Here is a 19,697-nt window from a genome sequence, read left to right as displayed (position 1 = left end):
GGAGACGTAAGGAGCGGACAGGTCCGACTTTCTTACTGCGAAGGTGCCGGGTCGTCCGGAGGAGTCAGTTTGAAAGTAATTGGCTGACGAAACCGCGCCTTGACCGGTACCCCACGATACGTGTGAGGTCGGAATTTCCATTGCTTGAGAGTGGCGACGGCCGCGTCTGCCAGCACCTTGGGGGACTCGCCGATGATCGTCGTGCTCGCAACATTTCCACGCTCGTCAACTTCGATTCCGACCATGACTCTTCCTTCAATGCCTGCTCGCTTTGCTTCGCTGGGGTATGGGTATGGGTATGGCACGGCGTGCTGGATTCAGGTCGGCTGGTCCAGTCCACGTGCATCCGTACCCGGCGGGGGCTCCTTCACAAGGGCTGCTACAGCTTGTTCGTAGCTCAGGAATTCCGAACCTGCTATCGAATATCTCTGGGATTTGATTGCGCAGCCGGACAGAATAGAAGTAAAGACGACCAAGAACAGAGAAAGTCTCGTCGTGGGTTTGCACGGGGTATAGAGTGATGCAGGAACTGGGCGTGAGCACGTCCCGTTGAGCAATGGACTACCGCAAACTGAGCGTTTCCCAACGCGGCCCGAGAAGATCGCCCGAATCCCAGCGTATGAATTCCAGTTCAAGCAAACGGCCGTTCTCGTCGGCGTGAAGCAGCACAGACAATTTGGTGCCGTCACTGTCAAGCATCCTTCCTTCAACGCCGAAGGGATGCTGTCCGCGGTGCGGAGGTCGGGCAATGAATTTCACGCTGCCCATGCCGCCATCGGACATCACTAACTTTGCAAGTAGCGATTTGCTTTTCAATAAGAGGGAAGTATGTCGAGTAGCCGCCGTATTGATGGGCGCACAGCCAGTTCTTGGTGGTGGTGTCACGCCCTAACGCAGGGCTGCACCAGCCAAGTCTTGTTCGTTGTCTTCGAATGCAACTGAAGGAATTATGCAGAACCAGACAAACTGCTTAGGAGTTGTGCTGCTCGGATGCGGTCGAATGGTTGGGTAAGTAGCGGATTGGCAAGCTCGTGGAGAACTTCCTCGATCACTGACTCCGAGCAAGCTTCAAACCGGACATCATCTCGTCCTTCGATTTGGTTCGCCCATAGCTCAATTTCAGCTGTCGACACCTCATCCCGCAGATACCGCTGCAACGCGCCGGCCAGATGACCTGTTGTCATCTCGATGCCTTCGCCTTCGTAGTCCCAAGTCATCGTAGAGAGTTCGCGAACAATTTTCGCCAGTGGCGCTGTCATTTCAAGTAGGTCGTGCACGAGAGAAAGGCGCTTTTTTTCATCCATCTTCATGGGAACACTCCTCCATTGATCTTGTCCTTGACGTGCACGATGTTGCCAGCAGGATCGTAGGTTGTCTTCGAGTACTGGACAGTGGTTCCCGCAGCATCTATTTGCTTTTCGTAGACGGCTGATGACCCAGGCACTCGGCCAGGGGAGGTCGCTTGAACAGCGACCCCCTCGTTGGGAAGTGGCCTCACGCCTACGCCGTCCTTTGCATTCGCTGGCAGCTTCTTTTCAAACCGAGCGATATTCTTGGCCTGCTCGATCGTAAGCCGTACTTCTTGTGCCGTTGCGGTACCTACTCCCTTCGCAAGCGTCTGTCCCGCTCCTCTTAGTAGCCCAAGTCCGCCAACCAGATATTGCTCAGGATAGACCCCCTCAAGCGGCATATCGTAGATTGGCGAATTGTCGATCCAGTTTCCAAGAGAAGTGCCTTGCACGTTGGACTGTGGAGCAACAGGAAATGCGGACGCACCGCCAACACCTGCAGCCAGCGCCGCAGCCTGGCTGGCGATCAACCCCGAAGGGTCTGTCCTGTTCGCCGGGTTGTTCCCCACATACGCATACAGGTTCACATCGTCCTTGTAGCCAATCGGGTCCGTCTGCAGGAACCTCCCCAGGCTCGGCGAGTAGAAGCGCGCCTTGTAGTGGTACAGCCCCAGATCACCGAGGAGCTGCTGGCCGGTGTAGCGGAACCTCGGGCCCGTCGTGGTGTTCGGCTCGCCGTAGGGCCCATAGCTGTAGATGCCCGTGGAGGCCCCGGTTGCATTGGCCGTGGCCACGATGCTGCCCAGGTGGTCCGCATAGAACCAGTTCTTCGCAGTGGTGCCTGCGCCCTCGTACCAGACGATCGGCTCGTCGGTGCCCGGTCCATGCACATAGCGCCTTTGCAGCGTCGTGCCCGCCGCGTCGTACTCGGCAATCAGGTTCGCGGCGTCGTACAGCAGGTTCGTCGTGCTGGCCCCGATCACCGTCTGCCTGAGCCTTCCTTCGGCGTCATAGCTCAGGGTCGCCGCGGTGCCCGTCTTGCTCGCCGTCTTCAGCCGGTTGTCCAGGTCGTAGCCGTAGCTCCAGATGCCGTCGCCCGTGAGGTTGCCGTTGGCGTCGTAGCTCTGCGCTGCGCCTGCAGCGGCGGTGTACTGGTTCAGCCCGTTGCTGGTGTAGCTCTTCGTGCCCGGTGTGGCTCCGCTCCACTGGTACAGGTTGTTGGTCCAGGCAACGCTCTTGAGTTCTCTGAGCTGGTTGCGCGTATACGCGTACTGCACCTCCTGCGATGGTGAGGCCAGGAAGTTCTTCAGCGTGGCCAAGGCGCCCTGGTTGTCATAGGCACGCTGCACGGTGGTGCCGTTGCCCAGCGTCACGGTGGTGCGCCGGCCGAGGTCGTCGTAGGCGTAGCTGGCGAGGTTGACGCTGCCGTTCTCCTGGATGACGCTCGGCCGGTTGAGGGCGTCGTAGCTGGTGCTCGTGTAGAACGCGTCGGGCCAGGTGCTGCGGATTCGGTTGCCGGCGGCGTCGTACTGGTGGCTGAGGGTCTTGCCGCCTGCGGTGGTGCTCGTGAGACGCCCGGCGTTGTCCCAGGCGTAGCTGATGGCATGGCTGCCATTGGCGAACTGGGCGGCAGTTCTCAAGCCACGAAGGTCGTAGCCGAACTGGACGTTGTCCGCCGTGTTCGGATAGGACCGGGCGGTCAGGCGGTTGAGGTTGTCCCAGCCCTGGGTGATGGTCTGGCCATTGCGCCTGCGCAGGCTCGTGACGTTGCCGTTGGCGTCGTACGCGTTCTCCTCGTAGTCGTTCGCATTGGCATAGAGCGGCTGGTTAGGCAACGGGTAGTAGGTACGCGCCAGGCGATCGAAGCCGTCGTAGGTGTGGACGGTGAGGTTGTTCTTGGCGTCCTTGACCGAATCGACATTGCCGTTGGGCGTGTAGGTGTAGCTGACGTAGGCCTGGGCCAGGCTGGTGCCCACGGCCTTGTTGACGGCCCGCACGCTGTCGTCGAGGTTGTAGGCGGTCTCGGTGACGCGGTTGCCGCCGTCGACTGCGGGGAGGTATTGCGTGGCCCGGAAGGGCCGATCCAGGTCGTCGTAGGCGGTGTCGGCGATGGGCGTTGGCGCCGCCTCGGTGGGACAGCTGGTGGCCGCGGCGGTGACGCCCGGGCCCCAGGCCCGGGTGAGCTTGCCGGTCTCGCTGTAGCGGCTGCAGCTCACGAGCCATTGGGCGCCCTGCTGCGCTGCGCTCTGGACCGCACGGCCATCCGCGTCATAGGCCGTGCGCGTCTGCTTGCCCATCGCATCGGTGACCTGCGTGGGCCGGCGCTCGGCGTCGTAGGTGGTGGCGATGGTGTCAGCGACATCGGTGCGCGGCCCATCGATGCCGGTGAGGTTGCCGACGGCGTCGTAGGTGAAGGTGCTCGTCAGGTTGAGCTTGCCGGCGCCACTGTCGACCGTGCTGGTCTGCGGCACGTACTTGTTGGCGGCGTTGTAGGTGGTGGCGGTCAGCACCGTGCTGCTGGAACTGGTCTTGACGGTCTTCGAGCTCGGCAGGTAGAAGGTCGTGAAGCCGCTGGGCGTGAAGGCGCTGTAGGCGTAGGTGGTCTGCGGCGACGCACCGGCAGCATCGGCCGGCGCGGTGATGGTCAGCGGTAGACCCAGCATGTAGCTGTAGCTGGTGGTCTTGCCTCGGGCATCGGTGGCGCTGGCCACCTGGTTGAAGGCGCTCTCGTAAGTGAAGCTCTGCACGCGGTTGGCCAGGCCGCTGCCGGGCTTGGCGATGCTGGTGAGGGTCTTGACGTTGTGCGTGCAGCGCTTGGCGGGGGCCACGGCGCAGGGGGCGTCGTCGTAGGCGTACTCGGTGGCGTTGCCCTCGGGGAATTGCTTGCGGATGAGGCGCGACTGGCCGTCGTAGGTGTTGGTGGTCCAGTTGCCCGCGGGCGTGCTGGACTGGACGGTGTTGCCCTGGGCGTCGATGTAGTTGGTGCGCGCAGTGCCGCCCGGGCCGACCTCCTCGGTGCGCGAGCCGGCGAAGAAGTATTCGTAGGTCTTGCCGCGCGCGTTGGTCTGGGTCTTGACGCGGCCCAGGCTGTCGTAGACGTTGGTGGCGGCCGCCACCGTGGGGAAGCTCGGGTAGTACAGGCTCGTCATCTGGCCGGGCAGGCCGTAGGCGAAGGTGGTGGCCTGGCTCAGGGTGTTGGTGAAGGTCTTGAGGTTCGCGTTGGTGTCGTAGCCGTAGCTGACGGAGCGCGTTCCGTCGCTCACCTGGGTGATGCGCCCGCTGGCGTTGGTGAAGCTGAGGGTGCGGCCCAGGCTGTTCTGCACCTGGGTGAGGTCGCTGCCCGAGTAGGTGAACCTGGCCTGGATGCCGCTGGGCTCGGTGTAGGTTTCGGCCTTGCCGGCGGTGTTGAACTTGAGGACGGCGCGGTTGAGGGCCTCATAGCTGTAGGTGTTGTCCGCGGCGTTCCTGCTGAGCTTGATGGGCTTGCCTGGCGGCGGGTTGTAGCTGCCGTCGGGCAGCTTGACGAAGACTTCGCCGTTGAGGCCCTGGGTGACGACGACGGTGTTGTCGATGAGCTGGTCGCCGAACCAGCGCTGGCCGAGGGTGGCGGTGACGAGCTTGGCGAGCGGGCGCGCCGGGTCCATCAGGAGGTCGAAGGAGGCCTTGTGCTCGACGAGGGTGCCCACGGCATCCAGGGCAGAGTCCTCGCCCATGGCCTGGAAGCCATCGGAGTTGACGGCCGCGGTGGCGTTGAAGTTGTGGGTCCAGCCCTTGCCCAACGGGCCGTTCTGGTTGCGCAGGCCGGAGCTGTACAGGCGCTGGAAGCCCAGGCTCTGGGGGAAGCTGCCGATGCCGACGTTGAGGTCCTCGTGGTTGTAGAGGAAGTGGCCCTGCACCATGTCGATGGGGTCGCCGTAGGCGGAGCCGGAGTAGTTCTCGACGGTGGGCGGCGAAGGCATGGCAGCACCGACGATGGTGTTGGCGAAGACGGCGGCCTGCGGCTGGGTGCCGTAACCACCGGACAGCCCATCGCTGATGACGGAGCCCAGGTACAACCCGGAGCCGACGGTGAAGTAGCCGGCCCCCGCCCAGCTGTTCTCGGCGATGTCGCAGCGCGCGGGCAGGATCAGGCGCAGGCCGGAGGCGAGGTAGCTGCTGAAGTTGCCGAGGTGCGCCCCGCAGTTGACCAGGTTGGGTTGAACGGCGCTGGCGTAGTTGGCGGAGGTGGCGTTGTAGATGCGCTGGCCACTGGCAGAAGCGAGGTCGATGAGCTTGACGGTGGAGACGGCCGGCACGCCGGTGGTCTGCTGCACGGCGGTGGACTCCAGGATGCTCAGGTGCATGGCCCAGTTGGCGAAGGCGGCACTCTCCTTGTCGAGGTTGCCCGCGAGGTTGGCCACGGCCAGGACGTTGCTGGGGAGGTCGACGTAGGCGCTGCCGGTGTAGCCGACGATGCCGACCTGGTGCTGGTGCAAGAGGGTGGTGTCGGCGATGCGCTCGGTGAGGGTGCCGGCGTGGGTGTTCTGGGCGATCCACTGGGCGCCGATGACGCCCAGGGTGCTGCCCAGCAAGGGTTCGGAGGCGTCGGCGGCGCCGGAGGCCTTGAGGTCGCTGAGCGTCCTGCGGTAGTTCTCGGCAGGGCCGCGGCCGGCGGGGCCCCAGCCGTTGGCGATGAGGAAGGTGTTGGTGCCGCCGCCTCTGATCCTCTGGGTGAAGCTGTGGTTGGCCCAGGTGGAGACGTAGGCGTTGTGGGTGACGGTGAAGGTGATGGGGGCGGAGGTGCCGGGGGTCACTGCGGTACCGGGAGCGCCGACCGCAAGGCCGTCGAGCTTGAGGACGGGCTGGTTGGCGCCGTTGTAGGTGATGCTCAGGCGTTTGCCGTAGATGGCGTCGGAGGTGTAGGTCTGGTCGATGCCCTGGTACTGCACGCGCAGGGTGGGCTTCATGTAGCCGGGGAGCTCGGCGAGCTCCTCGCTGCCCCAGGCGGTGTTCTGGTAGGGCAGCGCGGTCTGGCGCAAGGCGCCGTAGAAGGGGGTGATGGCCTTGCCGCCGAGGACGTCGTCCAGGGTGGCGGCGGGTTTGTTGGCGCGCAGGTAGCCGGCCAGCTGGGTGGCGTAGGTGGCGAGGTTGTTGCGGATGTTGGTGCGGTTGAGGTTCTGGACGTAGTCGGCCGCGACGGTGGCGCCGCTCTGGGCAGATGACAGGTAGTTGGCGGCGTCGTAGCCGGTGGTGGCGGCGCTGGCGAGGTCGATGCCGCTCTTGAAGGTGTGGGGCTTGTAGCTGGGGTCGAAGACGTACCAGCTGCCGTTGATCCTGGTCTTGACCCAGACGTGCTCGATGGAGACGTCGGTCAATGCGGCCACGGTGCCGGGGCAGGTGCCGGCGGTGGTGGCGTTGATCTCGTAGACGGGGATCTGGGCCTGGCCGAGCAGCGAGAGGACACCGCAGGCGTTGGCGGTGTTGACGCCCCACCACTCGGCGAGCTGGGCGGCGCTGAGCTTGGCGATGCCGCGCACGTAGTTGGCCTCCAGGCCGGAGGCGCGCAGGAGCTCGACCATCAAGGTGGCCTGGTCGTGGGCGGTGGCCTGGTTGTCGAGGACTGCGCCGAGGGCGCCCTTCTGGAGGCCGAAGGTGGGGTAGTACTCGATGTTGTTGCGGATGTACTGGTAGATGAGGTCGGGGTGGTTGCGCAGGGACCGCGCGAGCTCGGCGATGGAGGCGGGGCCGGAGGCGGCGGCGTCGCCGGCGATCTTGGTGAAGGAGGTGGAGGTGGAGGTGGAGGCGGAGGTCGACGTCGACGTCTTGGCGCTCTTGATCGCGGGCGCCGCGGTGACGCCCTGATTGACGTTGGCCGGAAGGACTCGGGCCTTCAGGATGCTTTGCGCGTCGGCGAAGCGGACCGGAGGCATGTTGGCGCGAAGGACGCCAGGGGCGGGAGCGAATTGACCGGGGGTGCCGGGGGTGCTGCGGGTGCCGGTAGCGCCTGCCCCGCGGGCCGAGACGTTGGCCTCCTTGGCACCGTCCTTGACGGCCTCGCGCCGCACCGGGTCCTTGGTGCTGGGCAGGTCGATTGCCTGGTAGCGCAGCGCGGGCTGGCCGCTGGTGAAGCTCAGTGGACTGCCAGCGCCTGACGTGCTGCTGGAAGAGGAGCGCAGGCTGACACCCGACTTGGCAACGGGAACGCCGAGAGCGATGGATGGAGGTGCAGCCTTGCGTGCAACGCCGCTCTGGATCTGTGCGGCAGCAATACCGCCTGCAAGCGACGTGGCAACGGCCACGGCAACGGCGCACGCGCGCGCGAGCTTGGACATGGGAACTCCCTGAGTTTTTTTATTGGAGAACTGGCTGCACACGCTGGGCGTGCAGCGGGAACCGGCGGGCTACGACGAGGTGGCCGCGACCGAAGTTCGATTACCTGCGGCGTCGTAGCTGTAGGTGATGGTGGTGGTGGAGGTGCCGTCGCTGTAGACGGTACTGGCCAGGCGGCCCAGGGCGTCGTAGGTGTAGCTCACGGAACCCGCCTGCGCGGGAACGCCTGCGAGCGCGGCGGCGCACAGGCAAGCGGCGAAGACTGTGCGGCTCAAGAATCGAGCCGAAACATGGCGATCGGATTGGCGATCGAAGGGCATCGCTGCGCGCGATGTCGATGCGTGCGCTGGCAATGCAGCGGTCTTTTTATTCACTGGGGAAGCTCCCTTTTTTTTGGATGCGGCGGACTGTAGTCGAAGCGCAAGAAACCAAAACTCGCTTTTTGTCGCGCGATGGTTACCTGCTCGCGCCATACACGCGAGTTGCCAATCTCACACGCTCTCGAATGTGTCCGCGATCCTCGAAAAAATTCCGGTTCAACCCGCCGCGCACCAGACCGCGAGCGCCGAATAGTTGTCCTGGTCGCTGCGTCCGGCTTGCTGCACGCCCGCCTCCAGGCGATCCAGCCAGGCTTGCACGCCGCTGCAGCCGAGCAAGCTGCACGCCATCGCCTGCTCGTCGAAGGCCGACCAGAGGCCGTCGGTGCACAGCAGCAGCGCATCGCCGGACGCGAGCATCTGCGGGGCTTCGAGGGTCTCGAAGTCGAAGCCTTCGGGCGAGCCGAGCGCCGACGTCAGCTGCCCCGACCTGGCGCCGGCCGCACTCAGGCCCGCGTCGCGCAAGCGCTGTTCAAGGCTCTGGTCCCGCGTGCGCCCGAGCAACCGGGCATCGCGCCAGCGGTACAGGCGCGAGTCGCCGACGTGGGCCCAGAGCGCCGCGCCGCTGTGGAGATCGAGCAGCAGCACCACGATGGTGGTGCGCATGTCGGCCGTGAGGGTGCCGCCGACCTGCTGTGCGACGACGGCGTCGTTGGCGCCCTGGACCAGCCATTGCAGCGCGTTCAGGCTGACTTCGGGGTGAAGCGCGAAGGCTTCCAGCACATGCGTCACCGCCGCGCGCGATGCCGTCTGGCCGCCGCCATGGCCCCCTGCGCCATCGCACAGGACGGCGACGAGCGAACCCGCGCCTTCCCAATAGCCGAAGGCGTCCTCGTTGCACTCGCGCTGCCCCGTGTGCGACAGGGCGGCGACGGAAACGGTCAGCGCGCGCCCGGCCATGGCGCCTCCGTCGAAGTGGGGCCCGGGTTGCCGGCAATGTCGCGGTTGGCGTCGGTGCCAGCATCGGCATTCAGGCGCGACTGGGCCTCGTAGGCGCGCAGGAATTCGCGTCCGAAGATGGTCTGGAAGTCATCGTCCAGGTGCTCGAGCAACTGGGCGTGCTGCATGCGATGGCGATGCCAGAGCGCTGCGGCACGAACCAAGGAAAGGCGCGAAATGCCGTGCGCCGGCCCCTCCCCGTTTTCAGCCGCCTCGGGGCCCAGCCGAGAGAAGAGCTCGAACACCGCCGCCCGCATGCCGGCCACCATCGCGACCTGGTGGACCAGCAGGTCGCGATGCGCGTCGTGCAGCGCCGCCACCGGGTCGAGGAAGCCGGGGCTCGCCTCGCGCTGCAGCATTCGACTCAGCGCTTCGGTCGCATCGGGCGAGAACTTCAACGGATTGTTCTGGCGCGGCGCGATGCGCGTGCCCTCGGCGCGCATCTGGCGCTTGGTGATGGCGCGGCTTTGCAGCAGCGCGAGCGTGCCCTCTGCCGTGGCCCGCAGCAAGGCGCCGAGGTGTTCCATCCATTGCGGCGTGAGCGGCGCAGCCTCGGGGCCCAACCCGGCGCCGCGGCAGAAGGCCGCTGCGAGCTCGTGCAGCTCGGGCGGCAGGTCTGCGGGCCGGCGATCGCCTCGCCTGGCAGCGGGCGGCGGCGGCGCTTCCGAAAGAGGTGTGGGTGCCGTCAAATCGGCTGCATCAGCTGCATCAGCTGCATCGGCTGCATCGGCTGCGGGTACCGGTGCCGGCGGCATTGGGTGCGCGCTGGGCTGCATCGGCGCGCCGGTGCGCACGACGTGCCGGCTGGTCTGCCACGACACCACCGCGCTGGGTGTCGCCGGCTCCGCCTCCGGCGAAGCCGCAAGGGCGGGCAACGGGGATTCGGCCGCGAGCGGATCGGGCGCATCTTCCAGGTCGAACCAGCGGTCCAGGCGCGAGCGCTGCGCCGCCGTCGCTGCCGCGGGCTCGACCGCGATTTCGAACCCGCCGATGCGCAGGCGGTCGCCCACGATCAGCGCGCGCTCGCTGCCCGGATCGAGCTGCATGCCGTTGACCCACAAGGGCGCACTGCTGCTGATGCAGCGCACGCGGGCGGCCTGGCCGACTGCAATCACTTGCGCGTGCTGGCGCGAGACCAGGCGCAATGGGTCGGACAGCACCAGTGCGCAATCAACGGAGCGGCCGATCGTGAGGCCTTCGGGCGGCATCGCAAGCGCCGTCGCATCGGGTTCGATGGCGCCGGGGCGGCGCGTGACACGCAGCGCGATCACGGCATTCAGCCGAAGGCTCGCCACAGGTCGGCTTGCACACGCCGGGCATCCATGCCCGGCGTGAGCTGCTCGACCACCTGGGCAACAAACTGCTCGCGGGTTTGCGATTTCGCGGCGCAGCGCTTGGCGACGACACGCGCGATGGGTCCGAGCGAGGACAGGAGCGCGGTGGCCGCCTTGTCGACGTCCCCATCGCGAAGCGGCGCGCCAACGGGCGCCTCGCCCCCTGCGTGGGTGGACCTCGATTGCGTGCCCGCCGACGGGAGCCCCGTTCCGGTCCGGGTGGGCGGCGCACCGCCCTTCGCCAGGAAACGCTCGCGCGCTTCGAAATCGTCGATCGCGCCGGCGACCGCCTGGCGGACGGCGCCGAGCGAGGTCAATCCGCGCGCGGCGCGCCGCACCAGCACGCGCGCCACCGGACCGACATGCTGGGCCAGCTCGCGCTCCACATCGGCCAGCGCCGCACTGTCCCATCCAGTGGGCACGGGGACCGAAGGCGGGCCGGTGACGGGCATCGGCTTCGAGGGCGTCAGGGGCGTGGTCGCCGGGTCGATGGCCGGCGGGGCCGATGCAGCCCCGGACTTGGAGGGCGTCGACGGGTCGCGCTCCTTGCCTGCGGCCGGCGTCGGGTCGACGCCCTTGAGCCTGGGCGCGAGCAGGACGGCCGGTGGGAGCACATCCGGCACGGCCTCGGTGGCGAGCGCCTGCAGCGCGGTCCTCATCGCCAAAGCGCTCGCATAGCGCTGCGCCGGGTCCTTCGCCAGCGCCCGGTCGAGCACCGCATCGATAGGCTCGAGCGTGGGGTCGTTCGTCACTTCGCTCAACGGCTTGTGCGGCTCGTAGACGATCTTGTACATGATCGCTTCGTCCGTGCCGACGAAGGGTGTCGCCCCGCTGAGCATCTGGTAGAGCAGCACGCCTGCCGAGAACACGTCCACGCGCCGGTCGACGTCGCTGTTGGTGTATTGCTCGGGAGCGATGTAGCCGGGAGATCCGATGACGGAAGTGCCGCGGGTGAGGTTCGATGACTCGGTCCGCGCGATACCGAAATCGGTGATCTTGAGTCGACCGTCGTCGGCAACCAGCAGGTTCGCCGGCTTGATGTCGCGGTGCACGATGCCGCGCTCGTGGGCGTAGTGCAGGCCATCGAGCAGTTGCAGCATGAGGCAGAGCACCTGCGGCACGTCAAGCTTGCGCGGCGCATGGATGTAGTCGCGCAGGTTTCGCCCGGCGACGTATTCCATCACGATGTAGGCGCAGTCGGTGTCTTCGCCGAACTGGTACACCGGCACGATGTTGCGGTGGGTCAGGCGCCCTGCCGCCTTGGCCTCCACGCGGAATCGGGCAACCACGCTCGGATCGTCGTCGCTCGATTCGAGCAGGCGGCGGTGGATCGTCTTGATGGCCACGGGCCGGTCGATGGCCGGGTCGTGCGCCAGGTACACCATCCCCATCGCGCCCGAGCCGACCACGCCGCGGATGGGGTATGGACCGACATGGGAAGGGATGGGTGCGGACATTGCAGCGGTTGGCCTCAGGTCTCGAGCATTTTGATGGCGTGGTCGAGGCTGTGGCGCATGCGCGCGAACGATTGGGCCAGCATGCCGATCTCGTCACGGCCATGCGTCTTGAATTCCGGCGCGTCGAGCTCGCCGAGGCTGACGCGGTTGGCCAGCTTCGACAGCCCCGTCACCGGCCGGATGACAAGCAGGTAGAGCATCAGGTTCAACACGATGCCGATGGCGACGAAGATCCCTATCAGCGAAGCCATGAACACCTTGAACGCCTGCTCGGCACGCGCCAGCGGCACGGCCATGGGCACCGACACCACCTGCGCGCCGATCACCTCGTTCAGCTGCCAGCCGAAGCCGTTGGCCGGGCCGTACTTGTCGATCAGCGTTCGCGGCGCCGCCTCGACGGTGCTGTGGCAGGCCAGGCAGGCGGCATTGGTGATGCGCAGCGGGCGCGCGATGTAGAGCGAACGCCCGGTGCCCGACTCACGCTCGCCGACAAACTCCTTCTTGTCGCCCTGGGTGCGGAAGCGGTTCACGATGTCGGCTTCCCAGTCGGCAGCCCGATCGCGCGGGTTGGTCGGGTTCAGGGTCGCTTCCTTGTAGGTGTAGTCGGGGAAGCTCTTGGCCAGCGTCGCCAGCACTTCGGTCGCGGAATAGGCCGGCACCGTCTGGGGCAGGAAGGTGTACTTCATCTGCGTCTCGAGCAGCGGTCGGATCTGGTCGTTGGTGTAGGTGCGCACCGCCGAGGCCTTTTCGATCGTCAGGCGCGCGTGGTTGAGCACCTCCTCCTTGGCGTTGCTTTGCAGCAGGTCGTAGGACACCTTGCCGGCACCGATGACCCCCGCGATGAAGACCACCAGGAAGATCAGATTGAACTTGAATAGAAGGCGCATGAGGTTCTCCAGTCCTGGCTGTCCGTGACGCTTGAGTTGCAGCAGAGCGCGCGATGGTTCATCAGGGTTTGCCCGCCCCGCCGCTGGACCCTGCTGCTGCCGCTGCCGCTGCTGCTGCTGCTGCGGCGGCGGCAGCTTCTCGGGCGCGCCGGCGCTCCGCCTCCCGGGCGCGGCGGCGCTCGGCCTCTTCGGCCATGCGCCGCGCATAGCCTTCGGGGTCTGCGTAGGGCTCCCACTCGGGGTGCCGCGGCAGCTCCGCCTTGGCCGCAGCGCGGAAGGCCGGATCAGCCGCAGCCCGCGGGCGCCAAAGCGGCAGCAGCGGAAGACGCAAGGCCGCCTCGGTGTGCAGCCAGGCGGCTATATCGGAGTAGGCGATCTCGCCGACGGGCTTCGGTGCAACCGGGCGCTTTGCAAACTGCTCGCCGCGCGCGGGCAGGCGGTCGCGGAACTGGCGCGGCACCCTGGCAAGGAACTCGGGCGGTGCGCGCCGCGCCACCGTCGGCGTGGCGCCCTCGCGCCGTTGCGCGAAATCTCCGCCGGACAGTTGCGAGGTCGAAGGGGGGCTGTCCCGTAGCGTCAGTTTGGCCGTGCCGCTTTCGACGAACACCTCGTACTGCGCACCGTTCGTGTAGACCACCGTGCTGGCGGCCTGGGTCGCGATCTCGAAGGCGGGGCTTGCATAGCCGAAGGCGCCGCCGCTGCTGGTCTTGACCCAGCCCTGGAGCAGGTACAACGGCGTCGCCGCGAGCCCCTTGCCCACGCGCGGGCGCAGCATCAGGCGCGTTGATTCGCCGAGGCCCACGAGCACGGGCCCCGGAAGCTCGATCTGGACGAAGGCGCCCGGGCCGGTCTCGATGATGTCCTGCTCGTTCAAGGCCACGCCTTCGGCAAGCGTGTAGCGCGTGGTCTGGCGGATCAGCGTGGCGCCGCCTTCGACGATGCCGACGATGCTGGCGGACTGCGCCCACGCCGGCGACAACACGAGCAAAGCCGCGACCGACAGGACCAACCTGAACAAAACCTTGGTGAGCCGCAAGACGTACTCCCTGCCGCCAGCTGGCATGACTGAACCCGGTGATCAACCGATGAAGCAGCGTCGATTGTTATCCCGCGCGACCGTCTTTGGGACTGCACAAGCGATATAGAACGTCGGTACAGCCTATTCCGAGAACAGCTCCCTGATCACTCCCCGCAGCCAGGTGTTGGCAGGGTCTGCCTCGAATCGCTTGCTCCAGTGCAGCGAGACCGCGAAGTCGCGCAGCGGAAAGGCCGGCTCGACGATCGTGTAGCCGCCCTCCTCGGCGAAGCCGCGCGCGATGTCGCGTGGCATCACCACCGCCAGGTCGGTGGCGCGCACGATGGCCGGCAGCACCATGAAGTGCTCGGTGGTGAGGCGCACCCTGTCCTCCAGGTTGAGCAGTTGCAGGATGCGCAGGGTCTCGGCGTGCGTGCGCACCGCCACGTACTCGAGCTTTTGCAGCGACTCCAGCAGGGCTTGGCCGCTGCGTCGCCCGCGCGAGAAGGGGTGGCCCGTGCGCAGCAGCACGATGTAGCGGTCCTTCAACAGCAGGATGCGCTGCGTGTCGCGCACCTTGGGCAGGAATCCGAAAGCGAAGTCGACGCGGCCGCTGTCGAGCGCCGGCGCGACCTCGTTGGGCGCGAAGGGCAGGGTCTCCAGCCGCACGCCGGGGGCCAGCGCGCCCAGGCGCGCCATCAGCGCCGGGAGGAAGCGGCTCTCGCCGATGTCGCTCATGTGGATGCGAAAGGTCTTGCGCGACGCAGCAGGGTCAAAACGGTCGGATTCATTGAGCGCCTCCTCCAGCGTGCCCAGCGCCGACTGGACGGCGGTTGCGAGCCGCTCGGCGCGCGGGGTGGGTGCGACACCGCCCGGCGCGCGGGTGAAAAGCGCGTCCTTCAGCAGCAGCCGCAAGCGGCCCAGGCCATGGCTGGCCGCCGGCTGGGTGAGGCCCAGCGCGTCGGCCGCGCGGCTCACGCTGCGGGCGCGATAGACGGCGTCGAAGAGACGCAGCAGGTTAAGGTCGATGGCGTCTATATGCATAGCATTCATATCGGATAGCACGAATATTTTATTGATGCCTGGTGCGGCGGCTCGCACACTGCCAGCCGGCGTCGCAGCGGCCCGGTCGCGCACGGTCCTCAGGAGGTCTGAATTGCCGGCCCTTGTCCCCGGCCAGCCCTCCCCACGAATCAAACAGAGAAAGAGAAGCGTTTTGGAAGTTTCATTCAGCAAGGAGATCGAGGCGCTGCGCCTCGGCGCCGGCGACACCTTTCACGGCGAGGGCATCCTCGCCATCACCAAGGGCCTGCTGCAGTCGGGCGTGGCTTACGTGGGCGGTTACCAGGGCGCTCCCGTGTCGCACCTGCTCGACGTGATGGTGCAGGCCAAGCCCTACATGGACGAGCTCGGCGTGCACGTGGAGGCGTGCTCCAACGAGGCTTCGGCCGCGGCCATGCTCGGCGCCTCCATCCATTACCCGCTGCGCGGCGCGGTGACCTGGAAGTCCATCGTTGGCACCAACGTGGCAGCCGATGCGCTGTCCAACCTTTCGTCTCCCGGCGTCAAGGGAGGCGTGCTGATCGTCGTGGGCGAGGATTACGGCGAAGGCGCCAGCGTGATCCAGGAGCGCACGCATGCCTATGCGCTGAAGTCCGGCATGTGCCTGCTCGACCCACGGCCAGACCTGGGCCGCATGGTCGACATGGTCGAACACGGCTTCCGCCTGTCCGAGACCTCCAACATGCCCTGCATGATGGAGCTGCGCATCCGCACCTGCCATGTGCGCGGCAGCTTCGAGTGCCGGGACAACCTGCCACCCGCGGTCTCCACGCGCGCGCTGATGGAGGAGCCGGCCGGCTTCGACTACATGCGGCTCGCGCATCCGCCCGTGACCTTCCGCCATGAGAAGCTGAAGGGCGAGGAGCGCATTCCCGCGGCGCGGCGCTACATCGCCGAACAGGGCTTGAACGAGCTGATCCCCGGCAAGCACGGGGACCTGGGCCTGATCGTGCAGGGCGGCCTCTACAACGCGCTGATCCGCAGCCTGCAGCAGCTGGGCCTGGCCGATGCCTTCGGCACCACCGACATTCCGCTGCTGGTGCTCAACGTCACCTACCCGCTGGTGCCCGAGCAGGTCGCCGACTTCTGCGTGGGCAAGCGCGCGGTGCTGGTGGTGGAAGAAGGCCAGCCCGAGTACATCGAGCAGGAGATCGCGACGCTGCTGCGCCGCCGCGACATCCAGACGCCGCTGCACGGCTGCGACCTCCTGCCTGCGGCGGGCGAGTACGGGGTGGAAGTGCTGGCCACCGGCCTGGCACAGTTCGCGCAGCGCTACCTGCCGCAGCACGGGCACGACTCGGCCCAGGCCTGGCTCACCGGCAACCGCGAGCGCCGCGCCGCGGTGGCGGCCAAGCTGGACGCGCCGCTGCCCGCGCGCCCGCCGAGCTTCTGCATCGGCTGCCCCGAGCGTCCGGTGTTCGCGGCGCTCAAGCTGGCGCAGCAGGACAGCGGGCCGGTGCACATCGCGGCCGACATCGGCTGCCATGCCTTCGGCACCTTCGAGCCCTTCTCGATGGGCCATTCGATCCTGGGCTACGGCATGAGCCTGGCGAGCCGCGCGGGCGTGTCCCCGATGATGCAGCGCCGGGCCCTGTCGATCATGGGCGACGGCGGCTTCTGGCACAACGGGCTGCTCACCGGCGTGCAGAGCGCGCTGTTCAATGGCGACGACGCGGTGCTGCTGATCTTCAAGAACGGCTACACCTCGGCCACCGGCACGCAGGACATCATCTCCACGCCCGACGACGAGGTGAAGGAACGCGCGGTCGACAAGCAGCAGAGCCTGGTCGACAAGAACAACACCATCGAATCGACGCTGAAGGGCCTGGGCGTGCAGTGGCTGCGCACCGTGCACACCTACCACGTCGACACGATGCGCACCACGCTCAACGAGGCCTTCACGACCGACTTCAACGGGCTCAAGGTGATCGTCGCGGAGGGCGAATGCCAGCTGGAGCGCCAGCGCCGCATCAAGCCGTGGATTGCCGGCCTGCTGAAGAAGGGCCAGCGCGTGGTGCGGGTAAAGTACGGCGTGGACGAGGATGTATGCAACGGCGACCACGCCTGCATCCGGCTGTCGGGCTGTCCCACGCTCACCATCAAGGACAACCCGGACCCGCTGAAGGTCGACCCGGTCGCGGTGGTGATCGACGGCTGCGTGGGCTGCGGGCTGTGCGGCGCCAACGCGCACGCAGCCACCTTGTGTCCCAGCTTCTACCGTGCCGAGGTGGTGCAGAACCCCAAGTGGCACGAGCGGCTGATGCATTCGCTGCGCTCGGCAGTGGTGCGCGCGTTGCAGCCTGCGTGAGGCTTCCCGAGACCTCTGCGAAGGCACCCGCGGCTCCGCGGATGCTGTCCCACCAAATGATTTGCTGACACGATGAATATCCATACGACACAACCGATCACCCTGCTGGTCTGCGCGCTCGGCGGCGAAGGGGGAGGGGTGCTCACCGAATGGCTGGTCGAGACGGCTCGGCACGCCGGCTATGCCGCCCAGAGCACGTCCATTCCCGGGGTCGCGCAACGCACCGGGGCCACCACTTACTACATCGAGGTGTTTCCGGTGCCGGTGGCCGAACTCGGCGGGCGGCGGCCGGTGTTCAGCCTGAGCCCGGTGCCGGGAACGCTGGATGCGATCGTCTCGTCCGAGCTGCTCGAGACGGCTCGCCAGATCGGCAACGGCATGAGCGCGCCGGGCCGCACTCTCGTCATCAGCTCCTCGGGCCGAACGCTGACGACCGCGGAGCGCATGACGCTGGGCGACGGACGCGCCGACAGCGAGCGGCTGCTGGACGTGGTCAAGGCCTTCAGCCGCGAGCACCACGTGTTCGACATGGCAACGGTGGCACGCGAGGCCGGCACGGTGGTCAGCGCCGTGATGCTGGGTGCGGTCGCGGGCAGTGGGCTGTTTCCCTTCCCGCGCGAAGCCTACGAGCACGTGGTGCGCGCAGGGACCGCGCCCGAGAAGGCAAGCAAGATGGCAGCGGCCAGCCTTCGCGGCTTCGCGCAGGCCTTCGAGACGGTGCGCGCGCCGCGCGAGCAGGCCGCGATGGTGAGCCGGCTGCTCGCCACCACCGCGCAGGACGAACCCGCTCCCCACGCCCTGCCGCATGCAGTCGCGCAACGGTTCCCTCCGCAGGTGCAGGGGCTGCTGGCGCTGGGCTACGCCCGCGTGCTCGACTACCAGGACGCTTCCTATGCCCAGCTTTACATCGAGCGGCTGCAGCAGGTGCTGGCGGCCGAGCGCGCGGCCGACCCGGCCGGTGCCCACGGGTACGCCATCACCCACGAGATGGCGCGCTGGCTCGCGCTGTGGATGGCCTTCGACGACATCGTGCGGGTGGCCGAGCTCAAGAGCCGCAGGAGCCGCGCAGCGCGCGTGAGGCGCGAAGTGCGGGCCGGGGACGAGGACATCGTCAAGGTTTATGACCACTTCAAGCCGGGCACGCCGGAGTTCGCGGCACTGCTTCCGGCTCCCCTCGCCCATCGCCTGACCGCCTGGGACCGGCGCCGCAAGGCGCCCTGGGCGTTGCCGCTGAAGGTCGGCAGCCACTCGGTTTTCGGCATGGCGTCGCTGCGGGTGCTGGCCTCGTTGCGCTGGCTGCGCCGGCGCGGCAGCCGCTTCGCCGAGGAACAGTCGCTGATCGAGCGCTGGCTCGCGGCCGTCCTGAAGGGGACGCGCGGCGACTGGCGCCTGGGCCACGAGATCGCGCTGTGCGGCCGGCTCATCAAGGGTTACGGCAGCACCAACGAGCGCGGCAAGCAGAACCTGCTGCACGTGATCGGCCATCTGGCCGAGCTGCCCGGCGCTTCCGCCGCGGCGCGCGCCGACGCCATTGCCGCGGCGCGCGAGGCCGCGCTGGCCGACGATGCCGGCAAGGCGCTCGACGCCGCGCTCGTTCGGCACGGCGCGCCGGCGCGGCCGGTCGTGGCTCAGCCGATCCGATGGATGAAGCGCCCGCCCGCGAGGGCTTCATGAACAACAGAGAAGGAGACCGCCGATGATGACAAGACCCGAAGACCGCCGCCCTGTGCCGCTGCGCCGCGCGCTGCTCGCGCTGATGGTGGGCGGCGCCGTGGCGCTACCCACCGCCCACGCGCAAGGCACGCAAGGACAAGGCAGCTGGCCCGCCAAGCCCATCAAGGTGGTGGTCAACTTCCCGCCCGGCGGCGCCGCCGACACGATCGCGCGCGCGATCTCGCAGCCGCTGCAGGACGCCCTCGGCCAGCCGGTGCTGATCGAGAACCGCGCCGGCGCCAACGGCAACATCGGCGGCGAGAACGTGGCCCGCGCGCAGCCGGACGGCTACACGCTGCTGATGAGTTCCGGCGGCATGGTGTCGGTGAATCCGCATCTGTACCCGAAGATGTCCTTCGACCCGGCCAAGGACCTGGTGCCCGTGGCCGCCGCGGCGCGCGTGCTCGTGTTCCTGGTCATCAAGCCCTCGCTGCCGCCGCAGAACATCAAGGACTTCATCGCCTATGTGAAGGAGCGCCCCGGCAAGCTGTCCTACGGCTCGCCAGGCACCGGCAGCTCGCCTCACCTGGCCGGGGAGATGTTCAAGAGCCAGGCTGGCCTGTATGCGCTGCACGTGCCCTACCGCGGTGCCGCCCCTGCGCTGCAGGACCTGCTCGCCGGCCAGCTCGATTTCTATTTCGACCCGGGCATCGGGCTGAACCAGGTGCGCGCGGGCAAGCTGCGCCTGCTCGCCGTCGGCAGCCCCAGGCGCTCGCCACAGTTCCCGGACGTGCCGACACTCGACGAGACTGGCCTCAAGGGATTCGATGCCGACACGGTGTTCGGCTTCTACGCGCCGGCGCACACGCCGCCCGAGATCGTGAACCGGCTCAACAGCGAGATCAACCGCATCCTCGCAACGCCGGCGGTGAAGGAGCGCATCGCCAACCTGGGCGGCGAGGCCGTCCCGGGCACGCCCGCGGCCTTCCACGACCGCGCCATGGCCGACTCCGCGCGCTTCGGTGCCATCATCCGTGAACGAAAGATCCTGGCCGACTGATCATCGA

General features: G+C 67.2%; 14 protein-coding genes. 3 read left to right on the top strand and 11 right to left on the bottom strand.

The window, feature by feature from the left end; genetic code table 11:
• Window positions 1-32: 32 nt before the first annotated feature.
• The 11 genes from E5CHR_RS11750 to E5CHR_RS11700 form a co-directional block, all read right to left on the bottom strand.
• On the bottom strand, window positions 33-305 hold the full coding sequence (locus tag E5CHR_RS11750) for an energy transducer TonB (protein ID WP_162579840.1): 273 nt from the start codon (window positions 303-305) through the stop codon (window positions 33-35).
• A 256-nt stretch (window positions 306-561) separates the two neighbouring features.
• The gene (locus E5CHR_RS11745) at window positions 562-783 is read right to left on the bottom strand and encodes a DUF6984 family protein (RefSeq protein ID WP_162579839.1); all 222 of its coding nucleotides are present in this window, start codon (window positions 781-783) and stop codon (window positions 562-564) included.
• Between the two features lie 164 nt (window positions 784-947).
• On the bottom strand, window positions 948-1,310 hold the full coding sequence (locus tag E5CHR_RS11740; protein WP_162579838.1) for a hypothetical protein: 363 nt from the start codon (window positions 1,308-1,310) through the stop codon (window positions 948-950).
• Window positions 1,307-7,600: an RHS repeat-associated core domain-containing protein gene (locus E5CHR_RS11735; RefSeq protein ID WP_232062042.1), complete on the bottom strand. Its 6,294-nt coding sequence runs from the start codon at window positions 7,598-7,600 to the stop codon at window positions 1,307-1,309. Before E5CHR_RS11735 ends, E5CHR_RS11740 begins: the two co-directional genes overlap by 4 nt.
• Before the next feature lie 69 nt (window positions 7,601-7,669).
• Window positions 7,670-7,873 (bottom strand): hypothetical protein, encoded by a 204-nt coding sequence (locus tag E5CHR_RS11730; RefSeq protein WP_162577773.1) that lies wholly within the window; start codon window positions 7,871-7,873, stop codon window positions 7,670-7,672.
• A gap of 261 nt (window positions 7,874-8,134) precedes the next feature.
• The gene (locus tag E5CHR_RS11725; protein ID WP_162579837.1) at window positions 8,135-8,875 is read right to left on the bottom strand and encodes a PP2C family protein-serine/threonine phosphatase; all 741 of its coding nucleotides are present in this window, start codon (window positions 8,873-8,875) and stop codon (window positions 8,135-8,137) included.
• Complete coding sequence (gene tagH, locus E5CHR_RS11720; protein WP_162579836.1) at window positions 8,857-10,185, bottom strand: type VI secretion system-associated FHA domain protein TagH; 1,329 nt, start codon at window positions 10,183-10,185, stop codon at window positions 8,857-8,859. The genes E5CHR_RS11725 and tagH overlap by 19 nt, the downstream gene beginning before the upstream one ends.
• Before the next feature lie 5 nt (window positions 10,186-10,190).
• Window positions 10,191-11,705: a serine/threonine-protein kinase gene (locus E5CHR_RS11715; RefSeq protein WP_162579835.1), complete on the bottom strand. Its 1,515-nt coding sequence runs from the start codon at window positions 11,703-11,705 to the stop codon at window positions 10,191-10,193.
• Window positions 11,706-11,719: 14 nt separating this feature from the next.
• Window positions 11,720-12,592 (bottom strand): c-type heme family protein, encoded by an 873-nt coding sequence (locus E5CHR_RS11710; protein WP_162579834.1) that lies wholly within the window; start codon window positions 12,590-12,592, stop codon window positions 11,720-11,722.
• Between the two features lie 61 nt (window positions 12,593-12,653).
• On the bottom strand, window positions 12,654-13,628 hold the full coding sequence (locus E5CHR_RS11705) for a FecR domain-containing protein (protein WP_162579833.1): 975 nt from the start codon (window positions 13,626-13,628) through the stop codon (window positions 12,654-12,656).
• 123 nt (window positions 13,629-13,751) lie between these two features.
• On the bottom strand, window positions 13,752-14,660 hold the full coding sequence (locus tag E5CHR_RS11700; RefSeq protein ID WP_162579832.1) for a LysR family transcriptional regulator: 909 nt from the start codon (window positions 14,658-14,660) through the stop codon (window positions 13,752-13,754).
• Between the two features lie 163 nt (window positions 14,661-14,823).
• Here E5CHR_RS11700 and E5CHR_RS11695 point away from each other — a divergent pair, with 163 nt between their 5' ends.
• From E5CHR_RS11695 to E5CHR_RS11685, 3 genes are all read left to right on the top strand, one after another.
• Window positions 14,824-16,977 (top strand): thiamine pyrophosphate-dependent enzyme, encoded by a 2,154-nt coding sequence (locus E5CHR_RS11695; protein WP_162579831.1) that lies wholly within the window; start codon window positions 14,824-14,826, stop codon window positions 16,975-16,977.
• A gap of 72 nt (window positions 16,978-17,049) precedes the next feature.
• The gene (locus tag E5CHR_RS11690; protein ID WP_443083069.1) at window positions 17,050-18,651 is read left to right on the top strand and encodes an indolepyruvate oxidoreductase subunit beta family protein; all 1,602 of its coding nucleotides are present in this window, start codon (window positions 17,050-17,052) and stop codon (window positions 18,649-18,651) included.
• 25 nt (window positions 18,652-18,676) lie between these two features.
• A complete protein-coding gene (locus E5CHR_RS11685; protein WP_443083114.1) occupies window positions 18,677-19,690 on the top strand; it encodes a Bug family tripartite tricarboxylate transporter substrate binding protein in 1,014 nt (337 codons plus the stop codon).
• Window positions 19,691-19,697 lie beyond the last annotated feature (7 nt).

This window comes from Variovorax sp. PBS-H4 (assembly GCF_901827205.1).
GTDB lineage: Bacteria > Pseudomonadota > Gammaproteobacteria > Burkholderiales > Burkholderiaceae_C > Variovorax.
Note: the sequence above shows the minus strand (reverse complement) of the source record. Positions and strands in the feature narration are given on the sequence as shown.